The sequence below is a fragment of the Antarcticibacterium arcticum genome, assembly GCF_007993795.1.
In the GTDB taxonomy this organism is placed as follows: Bacteria; Bacteroidota; Bacteroidia; order Flavobacteriales; family Flavobacteriaceae; genus Gillisia; species Gillisia arctica.
The window spans coordinates 609,795-626,079 of record NZ_CP042476.1 but is presented as its reverse complement, the minus strand read 5'-3'; the positions used below and the strand labels follow the sequence as shown (position 1 = coordinate 626,079).

Annotated in this window: 15 protein-coding genes; 9 read left to right on the top strand and 6 right to left on the bottom strand. The window is 39.4% G+C overall.

From position 1 onward, the window contains the following. The first annotated feature begins 395 nt into the window (after window positions 1-395). The 5 genes from FK178_RS02660 (at window position 396) to FK178_RS02640 (ending at window position 5,888) form a co-directional block, all read left to right on the top strand. Entirely contained in the window at window positions 396-2,687 is a 2,292-nt protein-coding gene (locus FK178_RS02660) for a S41 family peptidase (protein WP_146830739.1), read from the top strand. A 221-nt stretch (window positions 2,688-2,908) separates the two neighbouring features. Continuing rightward, entirely contained in the window at window positions 2,909-3,646 is a 738-nt protein-coding gene (locus tag FK178_RS02655) for a hypothetical protein (protein WP_146830737.1), read from the top strand. 167 nt (window positions 3,647-3,813) lie between these two features. Then, window positions 3,814-4,365: a GAF domain-containing protein gene (locus tag FK178_RS02650; protein ID WP_146830735.1), complete on the top strand. Its 552-nt coding sequence runs from the start codon at window positions 3,814-3,816 to the stop codon at window positions 4,363-4,365. Between the two features lie 151 nt (window positions 4,366-4,516). Beyond that, complete coding sequence (locus tag FK178_RS02645) at window positions 4,517-4,975, top strand: hypothetical protein (RefSeq protein WP_146830733.1); 459 nt, start codon at window positions 4,517-4,519, stop codon at window positions 4,973-4,975. A gap of 121 nt (window positions 4,976-5,096) precedes the next feature. Continuing rightward, complete coding sequence (locus tag FK178_RS02640) at window positions 5,097-5,888, top strand: hypothetical protein (protein WP_146830731.1); 792 nt, start codon at window positions 5,097-5,099, stop codon at window positions 5,886-5,888. A gap of 101 nt (window positions 5,889-5,989) precedes the next feature. Here the strand turns inward: FK178_RS02640 and FK178_RS02635 are convergent, their stop codons facing one another. Further along, complete coding sequence (locus tag FK178_RS02635; protein WP_146830729.1) at window positions 5,990-6,445, bottom strand: SRPBCC family protein; 456 nt, start codon at window positions 6,443-6,445, stop codon at window positions 5,990-5,992. Window positions 6,446-6,744: 299 nt separating this feature from the next. On the opposite strand from FK178_RS02635, the gene FK178_RS02630 reads away from it, so the two are divergent. Beyond that, entirely contained in the window at window positions 6,745-6,909 is a 165-nt protein-coding gene (locus tag FK178_RS02630) for a Lacal_2735 family protein (protein WP_146830727.1), read from the top strand. 266 nt (window positions 6,910-7,175) lie between these two features. Here the strand turns inward: FK178_RS02630 and FK178_RS02625 are convergent, their stop codons facing one another. The 3 genes from FK178_RS02625 to FK178_RS02615 all read right to left on the bottom strand — a co-directional run bounded on the left by FK178_RS02625 (window position 7,176) and on the right by FK178_RS02615 (window position 9,802). Beyond that, window positions 7,176-9,053 (bottom strand): CocE/NonD family hydrolase, encoded by a 1,878-nt coding sequence (locus FK178_RS02625; RefSeq protein ID WP_146830725.1) that lies wholly within the window; start codon window positions 9,051-9,053, stop codon window positions 7,176-7,178. 162 nt (window positions 9,054-9,215) lie between these two features. After that, a complete protein-coding gene (locus FK178_RS02620) occupies window positions 9,216-9,413 on the bottom strand; it encodes a helix-turn-helix transcriptional regulator (RefSeq protein WP_146830722.1) in 198 nt (65 codons plus the stop codon). After that, window positions 9,410-9,802, bottom strand: a complete 393-nt coding sequence (locus FK178_RS02615; protein WP_146830719.1) for a hypothetical protein — start codon at window positions 9,800-9,802, stop codon at window positions 9,410-9,412. Before FK178_RS02615 ends, FK178_RS02620 begins: the two co-directional genes overlap by 4 nt. Before the next feature lie 406 nt (window positions 9,803-10,208). Here FK178_RS02615 and FK178_RS15425 point away from each other — a divergent pair, with 406 nt between their 5' ends. After that, window positions 10,209-10,379 (top strand): hypothetical protein, encoded by a 171-nt coding sequence (locus FK178_RS15425; protein ID WP_168194548.1) that lies wholly within the window; start codon window positions 10,209-10,211, stop codon window positions 10,377-10,379. Window positions 10,380-10,490: 111 nt separating this feature from the next. Here the strand turns inward: FK178_RS15425 and FK178_RS02610 are convergent, their stop codons facing one another. After that, complete coding sequence (locus FK178_RS02610; RefSeq protein WP_146830717.1) at window positions 10,491-11,759, bottom strand: hypothetical protein; 1,269 nt, start codon at window positions 11,757-11,759, stop codon at window positions 10,491-10,493. A 439-nt stretch (window positions 11,760-12,198) separates the two neighbouring features. Then, window positions 12,199-13,815: a tetratricopeptide repeat protein gene (locus tag FK178_RS02605; RefSeq protein WP_146830715.1), complete on the bottom strand. Its 1,617-nt coding sequence runs from the start codon at window positions 13,813-13,815 to the stop codon at window positions 12,199-12,201. A 489-nt stretch (window positions 13,816-14,304) separates the two neighbouring features. Here FK178_RS02605 and FK178_RS02600 point away from each other — a divergent pair, with 489 nt between their 5' ends. Beyond that, window positions 14,305-14,685 carry a VOC family protein gene (locus FK178_RS02600; RefSeq protein ID WP_146830713.1) on the top strand — a complete coding sequence of 127 codons (381 nt, stop codon included), beginning with the start codon at window positions 14,305-14,307 and terminating at the stop codon, window positions 14,683-14,685. An 86-nt stretch (window positions 14,686-14,771) separates the two neighbouring features. Beyond that, window positions 14,772-16,271: a glutamate racemase gene (locus FK178_RS02595; protein WP_146830711.1), complete on the top strand. Its 1,500-nt coding sequence runs from the start codon at window positions 14,772-14,774 to the stop codon at window positions 16,269-16,271. The last annotated feature ends 14 nt before the right edge of the window (window positions 16,272-16,285 follow it).

The window sequence follows — 16,285 nt, the reverse complement described above, 5'->3', positions numbered from 1 at the left end:
ATTACTGTTAAAACTTTCTTAGCTTTTATGTTAATTATTTTAAGAAAATTTTTAGATTTACTACCGCTTACTTCATGAGCTGCGACCCTACCTGCAGAATTTAGGAAAAGCAGTGTTTTTACCATTTAAACCCCTCGATGGCATTATTCCAAAGTTCGTACTGCCGATTAGGAAACTCAACTATGGACCAATAATCGGACGGAGATCTTTGCGGTCTTAATCGTGTGTGTCGCTAAAGTAGGTAACAATATATAAAAACAATGCTAAATTAGTGCTTAATCGAAAGTCCGTGCTCGTTTGCTCAGCGGATTGTCCTGCGGACAATCACGCTCGCCCGCTCGCACTGTTTTTATACGAGACGCTACCAACAAGCTATTACAACATCAGTAATTAGAATGAAAAAAAGATTCAGAATATTTTTAATAGGATTTCTAATAATTGGGTGTAAAGGAGATCTATCAAACGAGAAAAAGCCTCAGGAAAAACTGACCGAGCACCAAGAAAAGGTGAGCAATTTAAAAGCTTTTGCTAAAGCTTATGGTTATGTAAAATACTTTCATCCCAGTGATGAAGCCGCGAAAATAGATTGGAACAGTTTTGCAGCTTATGGAGCAGGCGAAATTTTAAAATGTAATAATACAGAGGAGGTAATTGCTACATTAAATGACTTGTTTAAACCTGTCGCGCCAGGAGTGGTATTCTCTAATACAAAGCAGGCTTATGATATGGCTATGATCACACCAGACGCTTTGGATGATTATAACCCAACCTACTGGCAACACAAAGGTGTATCACTGGGCATGAATAATCAGGGTGGTGTTTATAATAGTGTTAGAGTTAACAGATATACTGAAATTGATGAGTCAGGTAGTTTTGGTAGCCTCGCGTTATTTCTGGATCCTGAAAAATATTTAGGAAAGGAAATAAAATATACGGGTTGGGCAAAACTTAAAGAAGGCTCAAAAGGTACGGGGCATTTATGGTTAAGAGTTGATAAGGCTGTAAAGACGATGGGCTTTTTTGAGAATATGGATGCTAACCCTATTAAAAGTAATGAATGGGCCCAATATGAAATTGAGGGGACAATAGATGGTCTGGCATCAGGGCTGGTCCTGGGAAGTTTTATGAAAGGTAAAGGAACTTTGTTTATCGATGATGTCCATTTGTATTACAAAGAGAACAACGAATGGGTAGAAATACCAATAATGAACAATGATTTTGAAGCTAATACAATTGGGGTCAAAAATGAACAATCAGATTGGAGAGGGAACAGTAATGGCTATTCATATTCGGTTTCAACCAGCGAAAGAAAAGAAGGCAAACAAAGTGCGGTTATTGCTTATGAAGGAAAGATCAGGAAAGTAAAAGGAACGAAACTTTTTGACTACTTTCCAAAATTCGGGGAGCTCATAGAAAAAGAAATTGGTGACGGCATTTTTGCTCAGATACCTTTAAACCTGTATGGTAATGCTGAAATTACATACCCTGAAAGCACAGGCTTTGACTCTTTACAGGAGAAGTTGAACAGTGTAAATGAAAGTCTGGACAATCAATCGGTTTTCTTAGGAAATGTCATAAACACATACAATGTGTTCCAACATTTTTACCCCTACTTTGATGAAGTGGATGTGGATTGGGAAAAAGAATTAACAACCGCTTTACATAGAAGCTTCAATGACCAAACGGAATATGATCATCTTGTCACTTTGCAAAAATTTACTGCACCTTTAAAAGATGGGCATATCCATGTGAATGGTCCTGAAACCCGGGAATATATTCCACCCATTAACTGGGAGTGGATTGAAGGGAAGTTGGTTGTTACCAGGGTTAAAGATGAGAGTTCAGGAATACAAGTTGGCGATATAGTCACCAAAGTCAATAATCAATTACCAGAATCTTATTTTAAGGAAATTAATTCCAGAATTTCGGCAGGCACTAAAGGATGGTTAAATTATAGAGCGCAACACAAAAGCCTTTTGGGTGAAAAAGGCGAGCAAATGGTTTTAGAGATAAAAAATAAAAATATTACCCTGAACCGCGAACACAAATATGAATATGGTTATAATGATGTAGCCATGCAGGAAAATGATTATAAACTGCTGGATGAAAATATTTATTATCTCAACCTCAGCAAAATAGAGATGGACACCATTACTTCCCTTTTACCACAACTACAACAGGCAAAAGGAATAATTTGCGATCTAAGAGGTTACCCTAACGGAAACCATGGTTTTATCTCACATCTTTTGAAAGAAAAGGACGATTCCAAACAGTGGATGAGAGTTCCTAAAACAGTTTATCCTGATCAGGAAAAGAGTACAGGATTTGAATATTTTGGCTGGGAGCTACAACCACGGAAACCATATTTAGGAGATAAAAAAGTTGTATTTATTATTGATGGAAGGGCTATAAGCTATGCTGAAAGCTATATGAGTTTTATTGAAGGATATGAATTAGCAACTATAGTGGGTCAACCCACTGCAGGCACAAATGGGAATATAAACCCTTTTACACTTTTAGGAAATTTCAGTATTAGTTGGACCGGAATGAAGGTGGTAAAGCACGATGGTTCTCAACTTCATGCCATAGGAGTATTACCGGATATATATGTCAATAAATCTATTGTTGGCTTTAAAGAAGGACGGGACGAATTTTTAGAAAAAGCAATGGAGGTTATTTTGAATTAAACGACTTTGCGAAGTCTTCAGTCGCTGCACAAAGTTTGACTCCGCCGAATCTGCGATTTTATGAACATGCCTACCGGCAGGCAGGTTTGAGCTTGGTACAATTACGAAATAAACGAAAAGCGCCTTGAAGTCTTATGTCCTGTTACAATAGCGTTAGAAGCAAATAAAAATAAAATGAAATTAAAGAATCTAAAATACGTGTTCCTGCTCAATAAAGCTTAATGAAAAAACTATTCCTCCTCCCCGGTATCATCTTATTCACAGGTTGTGCTACCAGCATTTCAACCCAATTGGCCCATCAAAATTTCTCAAAGCTTCAAAACAGCGATCCTATAGTTGTTCTAACCGAAAAGGAAACCCTGCCTGAAAATTCTGAATTTGTGGGAGATATAAAAATTGGGGATTCCGGGTTTACAATAGAATGCGGCTACTTGAAGGTAATTGAGGATGCCACCGCAAAAGCCAGAGAGGCCGGTGCTAATATTATTAAAATTGTTGAACTAACAGAACCGGCATTTTTGGGCAGTACCTGTTACAGGTTACAGGCTAAAATATACCGGAATCTGGATGCGGTGGCTATAGCTAATATATCTAAAAAAAGGGATCAAAAAAACAAATCCAGACTTCCGGAGGACAGTAATTATGCATTAATTCATTTTTACAGACCTAAATTATCTGTAGCTGCCTTAGGATCCTTCGGATATAAAATAAAAGACGGAAATGACTCCATCCTGGGCCGACTGAGAGGAGGCGAAAAGTTTGTCCTCCAAACCAAAAATTTTGGAGATCAAAGTTTTTTTGCCATAACGGAAACTAAAGAAGAAATTAAGATCAAGGTTGAAAAAGGAAAAGAATACTTTGTAAGAGGGGGAGCTATTCCGGGAATAATTACTGTACGGCCACAATTAACCATCACCGAAAACCAAATAGGCCAAAAAGAATTTGAGGCTATGAAATAATGATAAAACCTCTCACTCCTCTTCCTTCGAAGCGCGATCTACGCAAGGTATAAGCGCTGAAAGTGCTAATATATTGATTCACAGTTTTCAACAATCCCCCATATCCGGATTTAAAGAGTAAACAATATAAAAAAATTTCTTAATTTAGACCATTCACATCTTTCATTATGGAATTAAATACTATTGAAACAGAAAGAATTAAAGCGGTAAACCGCTATGACATCCTTGATACTCCAAAAGATGGTAATTTTGACCGTATAACAGTTTTGGCCTCCAAGATGTTTAACGTGCCAATAGCAATCATAAGTATAGTAGACGAGGACAGAATTTGGTTTAAATCCCAATATGGACTTGAAGGTGTGAAACAGATTGACCGGGAGCCCGGCTTATGTGCTTCAGCAATACTTTCTAAAGATGTTTATCTTGTGGAAAATGCTATTGAAGATCCACGCTGCATGACAAATCCGCTGGTTTGCAGTGATTTTGGACTAAGGTTTTATGCGGCTGCTCCCCTGCAAACCAAAGACGGACACAATCTTGGTACACTTTGTATAATTGACAAGAAACAGCGGTTTATTCATAAGGGCCAATTGGATATCTTGGAGGAAATGGCAGCGATAGTAGTAGACGAACTTGAATTAAGGTTAGCTGCCCGGATAGCTATTAAAAAAAGTTCTGAAAGAATTGCTGAACTGGAAAACCAATTAAAGAACCGTTAGTCTGTCACAAAACACGGGTTCTGCCCCCGGCATCCATGCCGGATAATGAAATTTTAATATTATTGTCATTTAAATCTTACCATTGCAATTAAACCTGATTAATTCATTCAAAAACCGACTTCTTCGGTTAGTATTTGCAGTTTTAATAATAATGCCTTTTATATCCTGTAGCGTTGATTCTAAACCGGAATCAAATTGTTATTCACAAACCAATCCACCCAGGAACAACCAGAAAGTCTCCATTGAACAAGGACTGTGGGGAGACGTGTGGTTTTGGAGCGGCGATTTCATGCCGGTGGGACGAGGAACGATTTGCCAGGTTAAGAGAGAGGTATATGTGTATGAATTGACCACAAATGCTGATGTGGAACAAATAGGTTTCACCCCCTTTTATTCGGCAATAAATACAAACCTGGTAGCCATGGTAGAATCTGATAGCGATGGATTCTTTCAAGTTGAACTTGAACCCGGAGATTATAGCCTGTTTGTAAAAGAGGATGGTAAATTTTATTCAAACTTTCATAGTTCAACCGCGATCTTTCCAGTTACTATAAATTCAAATCAAGTTAGTGAAGTAAGATTTGACGTTACGTATAAAGCTACTTTTTAATCACTGCCAGATAATCATATATGGTTGCATTTGCCGGGAAATAAAAATGATTACATATTAAACCCTTCAACTGTTCGGAACAACAATTGCTGCTACTTATCGCTTTATAATCTCTGCAATTATGAAATATCTTTCCTTATTTTTCCGCCTTAGCCTTACCCTTTCCATTCAAGCCGGAAATTATGAATGTACTATGAGCGGGATACAGTTTTTTCCGCAGCAAAAGGAGATAAGCCTCAATCCTATGTTTATTGTAGAAGGTTATGCCTATAGTCAACCACAAATTGAAGCGCTTGGAACACGGGAAGTTTACCTGGAAACAGATGATGGGGAAAAGATCATTTTAGAGCTTAAGGGAATCCTTCGGGGGCAAATGATGCTTACCCAGGCTATATTTAAACCTGTTCAAAGCCTGTTGCCAAACAGGAAGTACTACTTAAAACTTTCAGCCAAACCTGATGAGGACATCCTGAAGAATTTTAACCAGCGATATAATCCCCTAAAAAAAGAAGATGAAATGGTCTATTGGGAAACAACTGGATTGCAAAATGCAGCACCCCTCGATAAAAATTTAAAAATTGTTTTTGCTGAAACCAATGTGCAATTCTATGGTTGTGGTCCCGAAGCAAATGCCATTTTTAATATTTCAGAAAAAGCTAATGCTCAAATATGGTTTAAAACTGAAGTAATGGATCTTACCACAGGGAAATTAACCACCTATTACATTCAGGAATGGAAGGGCAAACTCTACGTGGGTCATAACATGTGTTCCGGGGCTTTTACATATAACAAAAAGGGAAACTATAAAGTTAGGTTCACTCCAATGAATATTGACGGCAGGGAATTAAACACCACTTCCTGGACAACATTCGCCAGTCCTTACCTCAATGCTGAAGATCCATGGGGATTTTAAAGAATATTAGATATTTGAGCCGGAGGGTGCAGGGTTGAATTGCTCCATATTAGCGGTTTTCAAAACTCTTACTCCCTTTGGGGTTCGGGCATAATTTCCTTTCACCTTCCACTTTCTGCAAACTCTTTGATCACCTTATTCCGGTTTTCAAGGAACCTGGTCATATAGGATTTTAGAAATAAAGTATTTGCCAGTTTCCCCAGAACGCCCAGCGGAGACTGAAAATTAAACTCGTCTTTCATTATTGTGCCCTCTCCTGTAGCAATGAAATGGTGTTCATGTCTAAAACTTTTAAAAGCACCTTTCACCATTTCATCTGCAAAAAAATTGGGCCGGTGAAAATCGGTTACCCTGGAAGTAAGATTTTGCTTAATACCAAGGTGTTTTCCCCTATAGGTAACAGTTTCGCCAAGGTTTATTAACCCGGTTGTTCTTCCTGCTATAGCTTTTTCACTGGAATCTGTAACATATTTGGATTGAAGGTCAATACTTCTCGATAAGTCAAAAACAAGGTAAATATTTGCTTTAATATAGGTTTGTAGCTTTATAACCGGCATATATTTAAAATTTTTACATTCCCAATTTAAGCAAAGCAGCCTATAAAAAATGGGCGGTTATGAAAAAATTAGTATTACTTTTTTTAGTCCTACCTATATCCAGGTTTCCGGAAATGGATTACCCATTTACAGCAATTCAAAATTTCCTTAAAAGGAGGAATTAACATCCATCGCAGGGCCTTTGTATGATATTTCCGCTTATTTTTTAAATATTTTGTTCAATATTTTAATTAATAGTTTAAACATTTTGTATCTTCACCCGTGTAATTCGTTGGATGATTAATCTTAAAAATCACGGTATGTTCGGGATATTCAAAAAGAAAACAGAAAAAGAAAAGTTACAGGAGAAATATCAACAGCTGCAAAAAGAGTCTTATGAGCTTTCCGGGACCAACAGGAAACTGAGCGACCAAAAAACTTACGAAGCCGAAGAGGTGATGAAACAGCTGGAAAAGTTGTCCTGATCCAAAATTAGAAAAAACCTCACAGGTTTTTAAAACCGGTGAGGGATCCTTGGATTGACACTCCCACACCCGGGAACCCTTCCGTCTTGAGCGGTAGCCGCTCAATCCACCTTCACTTTCAAGGGAAGGAGCTTTTGGTTATTGCTTTTGGTTTATTTTGAAGAATGCTAAACCTCCCCTCGTATCCTCCTCCTGAAGTTCGAACCAACCTCTCAGGTTATTGAAACCTGTGAGGTTTTCAGGTAAAACCGGCACGCCGGAATGCTTTATTTCTTCACCATAGGCAGTTTTATAAAGGAAGCATGTTTTCCCGAATGGTGCACTTTATTATTCGCGATCACCCCTTCTTTTTCATCAAAATTATTTCCGCCGGTATTCAGGTTTCTGGCAAAGCGCGGAAAGTTACTGCTGGAGATCTCTATGCGAATGCTATGGCCTTTTTTAAAATAATTACTGGTAGACATAGGCGATAACTTAAGCTCGTATACCTGCCCTTCTTCCATAAATAATTCTTTATCATAACCTTCCCGGTACCTTACACGCTGTATGGTTTCGTTAAGGTTAAAAGCCTTGCCGTCCGGATGCACGTCAATCAATTTTATGGTGAAATCTGTATCCTTCACATCTGAAGATACATACAGGGTAGTTTCAATAAACCCTGAAACTTCTACTCCCTCCTTTAAGGGCTCTGTGGTGTACACAAGAATATCCTCTCTTTTTTCCTGTTCCTGTTGATCAAAGGCGCCGCCCTGTACGGCGTTTCCTGTGCAGCAAACATTCCCTCCCAAAGACGGCACGGGATTCATCGGGTCATAAGTAAAACTGTCGGCCGGAGATTGATTTCCCGGTTTTTTAGAGGATAGTGTTCCGTTCCCGGGCACATTGGCATTTCCATTGCTGTTAAGATAATATGTGGTCATTTTTGCTTTCGCCGGCGGCCAGGTTTCTGCAGCCTGCCATTCATTACTGCCCATAGTGAAATACTGTACGCGGGGGGTCTTTTCCTTGAAATCATTCTTTTCACCCTTCAGCCAGAGATCAAACCAGGAATAGATCTGCTCCTCATAGTTTAGCCTGGCATCTCCTACGCTTAGTTCTCCAACAACAGTATTTTCAGTAGCCCGTGTGAATGCGCAATGCAGCGTAGGCGCGATTACAAGATATTGATCATCCTTGTTTTCGCTGTTCTTCCTTAGGTGATTGAATAAAGCGATATTTGGCCCCACAGAAACATCATACCAGGAAACGAACCAGAATCCGGGAACTTTCAGGTCCATAGTATCATGATACAATCCTCCTTCAAACCAGGCGGGGTCATTGGGTTTGCGCCTTACCATTTTATCAAAGATCTCTTTTTTTCCGTGCATGTTTTTCAGCATATCCTGTATTGGCAAATGTTTTAAGGCTTCGGCCATATCAACCGGCGGATTCTCGGGAGCGAGGTCATAGAATCTTGAGATCCTTATCAGGTCTTCTTGAGTAGCTCCTTCGGGGATACGCGGTTTGAATTTATCGTGTTCTACCCCGTATAGCCAGGAAAAGAACAACAGCTGTTCCACACCTCCCCTATACCAGTTCCCCTGCTCTTGAAAATCCCCAACCGTTCCTACTCCGGCACCGTATGCCTGTGGCACCATAGCTGCGTGGGAAGGATGGTCCAGAGCCCCAACCGCCATTTGCCATTCGGCCGTAGATGAACACCCAAGGGTGCCAATTTTTCCGTTGGACCAGGATTGATCTTTCATCCAGGAGAAGGCATCATAGCCATCTGTCAAAGGGACTCCCAGGATATCCCATTCTCCTTCAGAAAAATAACGCCCTCTCTCATTTTGCACTACGTAAGCGTAACCCCTTTTAACCGCCTCCAGAGCCTGGGCAGCGGTCCTTGTTTTTTGTTCCCCATCCTGCCAGGTTGCAAAATTATAAGGGGTTCGTGAAAAGATGATGGGTACTTTTTTATCGGTTTTTGGCCGGTATATATCAGTTGCCAGTCGAACGCCGTCCCGCATGGGCATCATAACTTTTTCCTCAACAACGGCGATTTCTTCCAGTTGTTGAAAGACATCATTTTGGGCTGAAACGGAAGGGAAATACAGAAAAAAAACCGTGAATGTAAACAGCGTTAAAAGGGAGCTTTTGATCATAAATGAAATATTGAAGGTGTTTTGGTTTTTAAATGTAGTTAAAAACCTCCCAACCCCCAAGGGAGGATTTTAAATTGGATCCAATTTCCCGATTAACAATATAAACCTCACAGATTTTTTAACCTGTGAGGTTTTCTTAAAAAGAGATTCTTCAAAACCCCATTAATTTTCATCAAACTGAAAGATTTCTTCTATGGGCAGCTTAAAGAGTTTTGAGATCCTGAAAGCCGTGGGCAAACTGGGGTCGAACTTTTCTTTTTCAATGGCATTGATGGTTTGACGCGATACCCCAATAATATCTGCCAGATCTTCCTGAGTATAGTTATTCTGAGCCCTTAATACCTTTAACTTGTTTTTCATGTGTAACGCCTTGTGTTTACAGTTACAAAGAGGAGATAGGCAATACCAATGAATAACACAAGATTGCTTATCTCTGCATCATACCCAATAAGATTGGTAATGTCAAGCAGGGAATAAGTTAACCCCACCACTACTGCCAACCCCAAGGTTAAAGCCAGGGATTCCAAATGTATCTTCCTTTCCAGCTCGTCAAAATTATTGAAGAGGTTTCTGTTTGCTATGATCATTAAGATCCCGTTTGCAAAGTTTACAGTTACGGCAAGTACCGTTAAAACCGTATGGTCATCCCAAATATATTTAGGCCCAAATGTTGCTATGGCCATGGTAACTACCCAACTCCAGGTCCAGGCTGCTAACCGGTAAAGGTTTTTTCTTCTCTCTTTTTTCATCTTAAATTTCAGTTTAATGTAATTAATAGTTTACTTTATGTAATGTTTACTTTACAAATATATAATAAATTTTGAAATGTAAAGTGTTGTTTACAAAAAAATTCAACATCCAGCTCTTTGTGTTGTAAACCTGTATGATCTTATTTTTAAAATGTATTGCCCCCGCTTCCGGATAGGAAGATGAAAGCGGCTTGACCATCTTTTATTTTTTTTAAATAATTATGATTGTATTGAGACAATATTAACGGTAGTGTATTTTACTTTTATCCGGCTGCTATAAATAAGGCGCGGGAATTATTGATACCACTTCGGGGTTGGAAAGCCTCTCCCGGAAAAACGGGTAGGTGCTATAAATAAATCCTCTATTGAAAAACAGCATTACTAGGGTAAATAAAAACAAAAGATTATGAATTCAAATCATGCCTTTATGGCTCAGGAACTTCCTGAAGAAGAAATGAAAATGCTGTACAGCCTGTTGGGGAAATCCTTACCGCAAAAGAAAGAAGCCGCACCACAATTTAGGTTCAGTTTCCGTTTTATGAAAAAATTCATGGAAGTGGATAAATACCAGGAGTAAGATTTCACCCATTCCTACCCGAAAATTTAATACTTATCCCTGTTTCAAAACGGAGCCTCACCTCCTTGTTAAGCAGGAAAAGTAATCCCTTTTAAATAAAACCCGGTTGTTTTAAAAGAAGTAAACGCTTCCTGCGCCATCAAAACGCGGATTCACTACATTGTTGAAAATAGAACCAAACCTGTACCTAATTCCAAAACTTGAATAAAACGAATAATTGGAATCGAGCTGTCGTCTCCTTGTAAGGAGGTCTTCATTTGAAATATCTCCTTTGGCAATGTTCAACTGGTCCCGTTGTAATGCAAAATAGCCGCTTAAGTTCAATGAAAGTCCTTTGTACAGGCGCAGATCTGCATATCCCGAAAAGGTGAGCCTGTTTTTAGAAATATCATGAAAATAATGCCCATAAGAGGCCGATCCGCTCAACTGACCCCACTTTTTATTAAGGCTTATATCGAGGGAAAGGTTGTGTTTAAACCTTAATTCTTCTGTTTGCAGATAAATGGTCTCCTCATAATAATCGAAATAAGAAGGCCCTATTTTATACATCAATCCCACGTAATGGTTGTTTGATTCTGAATATGGAAAAAAGTTATATTCTATAGCAGGGTTAAGGGTCCAGGAGGATCTGTAGTTTCCAAAATCTGACCGTAGGACTTCAAAATAGCCTCCGGCTGACCAATGATCGCCAAGGGCCCAAACTGTAGTATTATTACCCCTGTAATATTCGTTTGAAAATTCAAAGGCATCTTCCCCTTCCCCATAACGGTTCCTGTTCACGCTATAACTTAGAGAGGTGGTGGTTTTAAACTTTTCAGTAATTCTCGCCGCCGAAAATCCCGAGCTGAAACTATTGCTGAAATAATTCCTGTCCCCGTTCAGATAAGCGTTCACCCGGGCGTTAAATACCCAAAGGTTCCAGGGATCCTCCTGCGGCGCTCCAGTTTCTATACCTGCTTCACCCCCATCTTCCTTCATAGATATCTGCAAATTCTTTCCGTGCTCGGTGCGGGCAAGATATTTAACAAGGCCCAGTTTAAGGGTTTGTACCATTTGTTGTCTTCCTTCATCATCGGTGGCGGTGGCATGCCTCACAAAAGATAAGGTATCATTTACCCCCGCGAACATTTCCCTTCCGGTAAACTGCAATTTATAATCGCGGCCTCCACTGCCTGTTACCTGATGGTTTGATAAAATAAATACATTGGACTGGAACCGGTCATTTACATAATCTACAAATGGAATTTCACGTTTTATAAAATCCTGATCACAGTAAGATTGACAATCAAGAAAAACGCGGATCTTTTTATTTTTTTCTACCTGTGAAAAAGAGGGGAAAATTGATAATAATGCGAAAGTCAGAAAGATGTATTGTTTCATCAATAATTTTTGGGGGAAGTAATAAATATTTAATTAAATGGAGGTAAATATATTAAAACTGCATTAATTCGCTTATTTATTTTTAAAATTTATTGAATTGTTTTTTGGGGTCTCTGGTTGGTTTCTTTGAATTCCATGATGGAAACTTATCTATCCAAATTATTTTTCCCGAAGTTCGGGTGTTTTAATTATGCGGGGGAGCAGATAAGAAAAATGTATCGGGAACAGAGGGTGATATAAACGCCTTCCCTGTTCCAATTTTACTTCGCCTCACAGCTTCATAATAATTACCAGAACATACGGCGAGGTAGAAACAAAATTATCTATCTTACACTTTAAACCGGGCTTTCAACGCCAATAAAATTTCACCAAGGACCATAGAACACCCCTGGCAAAGATTGGGAATTTGCGTCCTAAAACTTTGTATTAAAATTTTACCCTATTTCTTTTGAACAAATGAATTCGCTACATCCAGTTCAGGACGCTTGCTTTCTTTAGATGCAATTTTGTGGAGCTGTTGGAAATAGTCCCGGGCCAGGTCATTCCTTCCGGCTAATACAGCCGCATTTCCTGCCCCATATAAACTATTAAACCGATTTGGCGAAATTTCAAGCGCAGCTTTATATGCGGCTCTTGCTTCATCGGGTTTATTCTGCAGAACCAACATATCTCCCAGTAATTCTCTGGCCGGCAAAACATTCCCTGGTGTTACCGGGTGTTTTTCAACCGAATCTTCCTGCTCTGCAGCCTCTGTCATCAAAGCAAGTGCTTTTTCATAATTCCCTTCATTATGGAGGATCCAGGCTTCTATCGTTTTTCGTTGTGTATTAACCAACAAAGCCCAATATTCTTCATCATTTTCCCTTGTTTGCTCTTCAAGCGATTTTAATTTTTCAACTGATTCCCGGGCCAGATCTGTATCATTGCTCATTGCTGCTCCCAATCCACGTGTCCACCAGGAAATAGCCTCCATTTGCGGAAAATTCTCCCAGGGAAAACCTTTTGAACTATCAAGCATAAAATCCCCGGCTTCGTTCCACTTTCTCCTTTCCAGAAGATATCTGGACGGAGCGGCAGCGATGGCATATGCAGCCGCAAAATTTGGCTGATACTTTTCAATAGAATTTAACTCTGCCAACACCCCTTTTGCTTTATCTTCCAGCCCTTGCTGTAAATATGCATAAATAAGATAGTCCAACGCATGAGCATGGTGATAGGAGGTCATTTCCCCATGCGGTTGTCGCAGTGCCGATTCAGCTGAACGGAGATTCCATTGAATGGTTTCATCCCATTTCCCTACCCTAACAAAAATATGACTAGGCATGTGAAGGGCATGGGGCACATCTGGCGCCAGTTGGTCATATGCATTCGCAAACCTAATTCCCTTTTCTGCAAGTACAGGATTATCATAGGCATGTATACTATAGTGGAAAGGTGCCGGGTGCATGGGATCCTTTTTATGCATTTCTTCCATCAAGGCCCCTGCTTTTTGTTGTTGGCTATAGGTTTTGTCATCCTGTGGAGCGGTCGCCAATAAAGACAGACCGTAGAAAGAGGCAATCTCAATATCATCGGGATATTTATTATACAGGTTTTCCAGGGAAGTTTTCCAGGCTGCCAAACCTTGCCTGTAACCAGCATCCTTTGCTGTTATATAGTAATTGTGCAAAGCCTCTATCTCCTCACGTTCCTTTACGCCAGGATGGCCAAGGGTTTGCGCTTTTTCAACAGCAAGCAGGCCATTCTCAAAATCTTTGGAATTTGGTGGTGCCCAAAGGGGCCGTAAGGCTGTCATAGCCAAACCCCAGTGAGCCATTGCATTATTTGGATCCTTTTGAATTGCCTCCTGGAATAATTCGGCTGCCTGCTCATACATCATGTGATGAAGCATTTCCCGGCCGTGGGTAAAAGGATCACCGGCTTCCATTTTGTGGGTAGTGTGGGCTTTAACCTTGTTTTCCGGTTTTTTATCCTTAGGCAGAATTTGGGAAGTGCCGGGTGAGATAAAAGAAAATAAAAAAATAAGAACGGGTAAAAAGAATTTAAATGAGCTCATGATTTCAGGGTTTTAAAAATTAATCCTGCAGCGATCTATAAGTTTTAGGTACTGAAATAGAATTTTCCATTTTTTGAGGAAGAACTACTTTTTCCTTTAGAAGTTAAAAATGGCCAGATTACATTGGATTCTATGATCTGCGTTGGAAGGGCTAACACAGAGGCTCAGGTTAGATTTGAGGGTTCTAACTATTAGGCGGTTTTTATAATATCATGCTAAACCACTGTAATTTAATCATTTAATTGGTAGAAGGTAAAATAATTAAGGATTAATTTGAGGTGAAACAGGGATAATAACAGATTCGACACCTTTGTTTTGGGCTGTCACTGATCCCATGAGGAGCTTGCAAGTTTAAGTAACTTTACTTCTTCTTTTTAATGAAAATTAAAATCATTCCGGTTTATCCCTACAATTAAGTAGTCATTACAACCCTGAGATATATTTGAATTTTTACTAACTTCAATTATAATTCTTTATAAAATACACATTATGGAAAATTTAAAATTGGGAGCATTTTCAATGAGCCTTAGCGTTAAAGATCTTAAGGTATCGAAAACTTTCTATGAAAAGCTGGGTTTTACAGTTTTTGCAGGAGATTTTAGCAAAAACTATCTTATTATGAAAAATGGAAATTCCTTGATTGGATTGTTCCTGGGAATGTTTCAGGGGAATATTCTCACTTTTAATCCGGGTTGGGATGAGAACGCTCAAAATCTTGAAAATTTTGACGATATAAGAGAGATCCAGAAACATCTTAAAAACAAAAAGGTTAGCCTGAACTCCGAAGCCGACGAAAACACAACAGGCCCGGCAAGCATTATGCTGAATGACCCCGACGGGAATTTAATTCTTATTGACCAACATCGTTAAACGGATATATCCACTTATCTGATACTAAAGATTTCAGCAAAAAAATATAACTTTTTATTTCTGAAAAATTAAAACCCCCTGCCATTATGAGGTCCTTTAAATTCATCTTTCTGTTATTATTATTCTATCCGGTTGTAATCTGGTCCCAGGATGCAATCACAAATAGTATTTTAAATGATAAGGACAGTTTCTATTATATAGACACCAAGGACTATCCTACCGGGGTAAAGGAACTTCCCATTGGAGTATTTGATTCGGGTATTGGCGGGCTCACGGTTCTCGATGCTATTGTGAATTTTGATGGCTATAACAATAAGACCCTTGCCCTGGGGGCCGATGGGGAAATAGATTTTAAAAAAGAAGAATTTATCTATCTGGCAGATCAGGCGAATATGCCTTACGGCAACTATTCAGCCGCAAATAAAAACTCCCTGTTACTGGAACACATCCTGAAAGATGTTCAGTTTATCCTAGGAGATAAATATTATCCCTCCCCTGATGCCATCACCTATAAAATTGACAAATCTCCTGTTAAGGCCCTGGTGATCGCCTGCAATACTGCAACGGCCTATGGGAAGGAGAATATTGAAGCCTTTATGAAATTGGCCAAACTGGATATTAAAGTGATTGGGGTTATAGATGCCGGGGTGCGCGGATCCCTTGAGAACCTGGCCCGGGATGAAGACGCAACCATTGCCGTTATGGCCACTGCCGGCACCGTTACATCCAAAGGCTATGTAAACACACTTTATGATCAAATAGAAAAACTGGGATACACCGGTAATATTGAAGTTTTCCAACAGGGTGGCGTGGGGATAGCCGAAGCAGTAGACGAAGATTCAGATTATTTTGATAAAAATCTTACCTCCCCACGGGAAAGTTATAAAGGCCCCGATTTTAAAGGAAATTTAAAGATAGACAAAGCCCTTCTGGATATTTACAATTTTGATTATGAAGATTTCAAAATGCTGTGTGATGCCGCAGGGAGTGATGATTGCAATATTCTGCAAATTAATGATGCTGAAAATTATGTGCGCTATCATTTGGTCTCTCTAATGGAGCAAATAAGAAAAGCCAATGTACAGCAGCCTTTAAAGTCTATTATTCTGGGTTGTACCCACTATCCCTATCTAACCGCCGAAATAGAAAATGTGCTTGGCGAATTGTATAATTATCAACAGGAGGACGGGCAATTCAGGTATCGCAATTACATGGCAAAAGACATTAAACTTATAGATCCTGCCATAAATACTGCCATGGAATTATTTCAACATTTAAAGGAACAGGAACTTTTTAATAAGGCCGGCTTTATTAACAACAGTGAGTTTTATATTAGTGTCCCCAACCGGGATAATAATTTTGTGCGGGTAAATGAGAAGGGAGATTTTCCTTATGACTATAAATACGGCCGGGCCGAGGGTGAGATCCAGGAATATGTAAAGGTTGTACCCTTCAGCCGAAGCAGCATTTCAGAAGACATACTTACCCGCCTGGAAGTCCAGCTTCCGTTTACCTATAAGTTGATAGAATCCTTTAATTCTACCAATTCAAAAACGTCAGAGCTTGAAAAGGAGGAAAGGATCTAAGGACATCCCCTCAC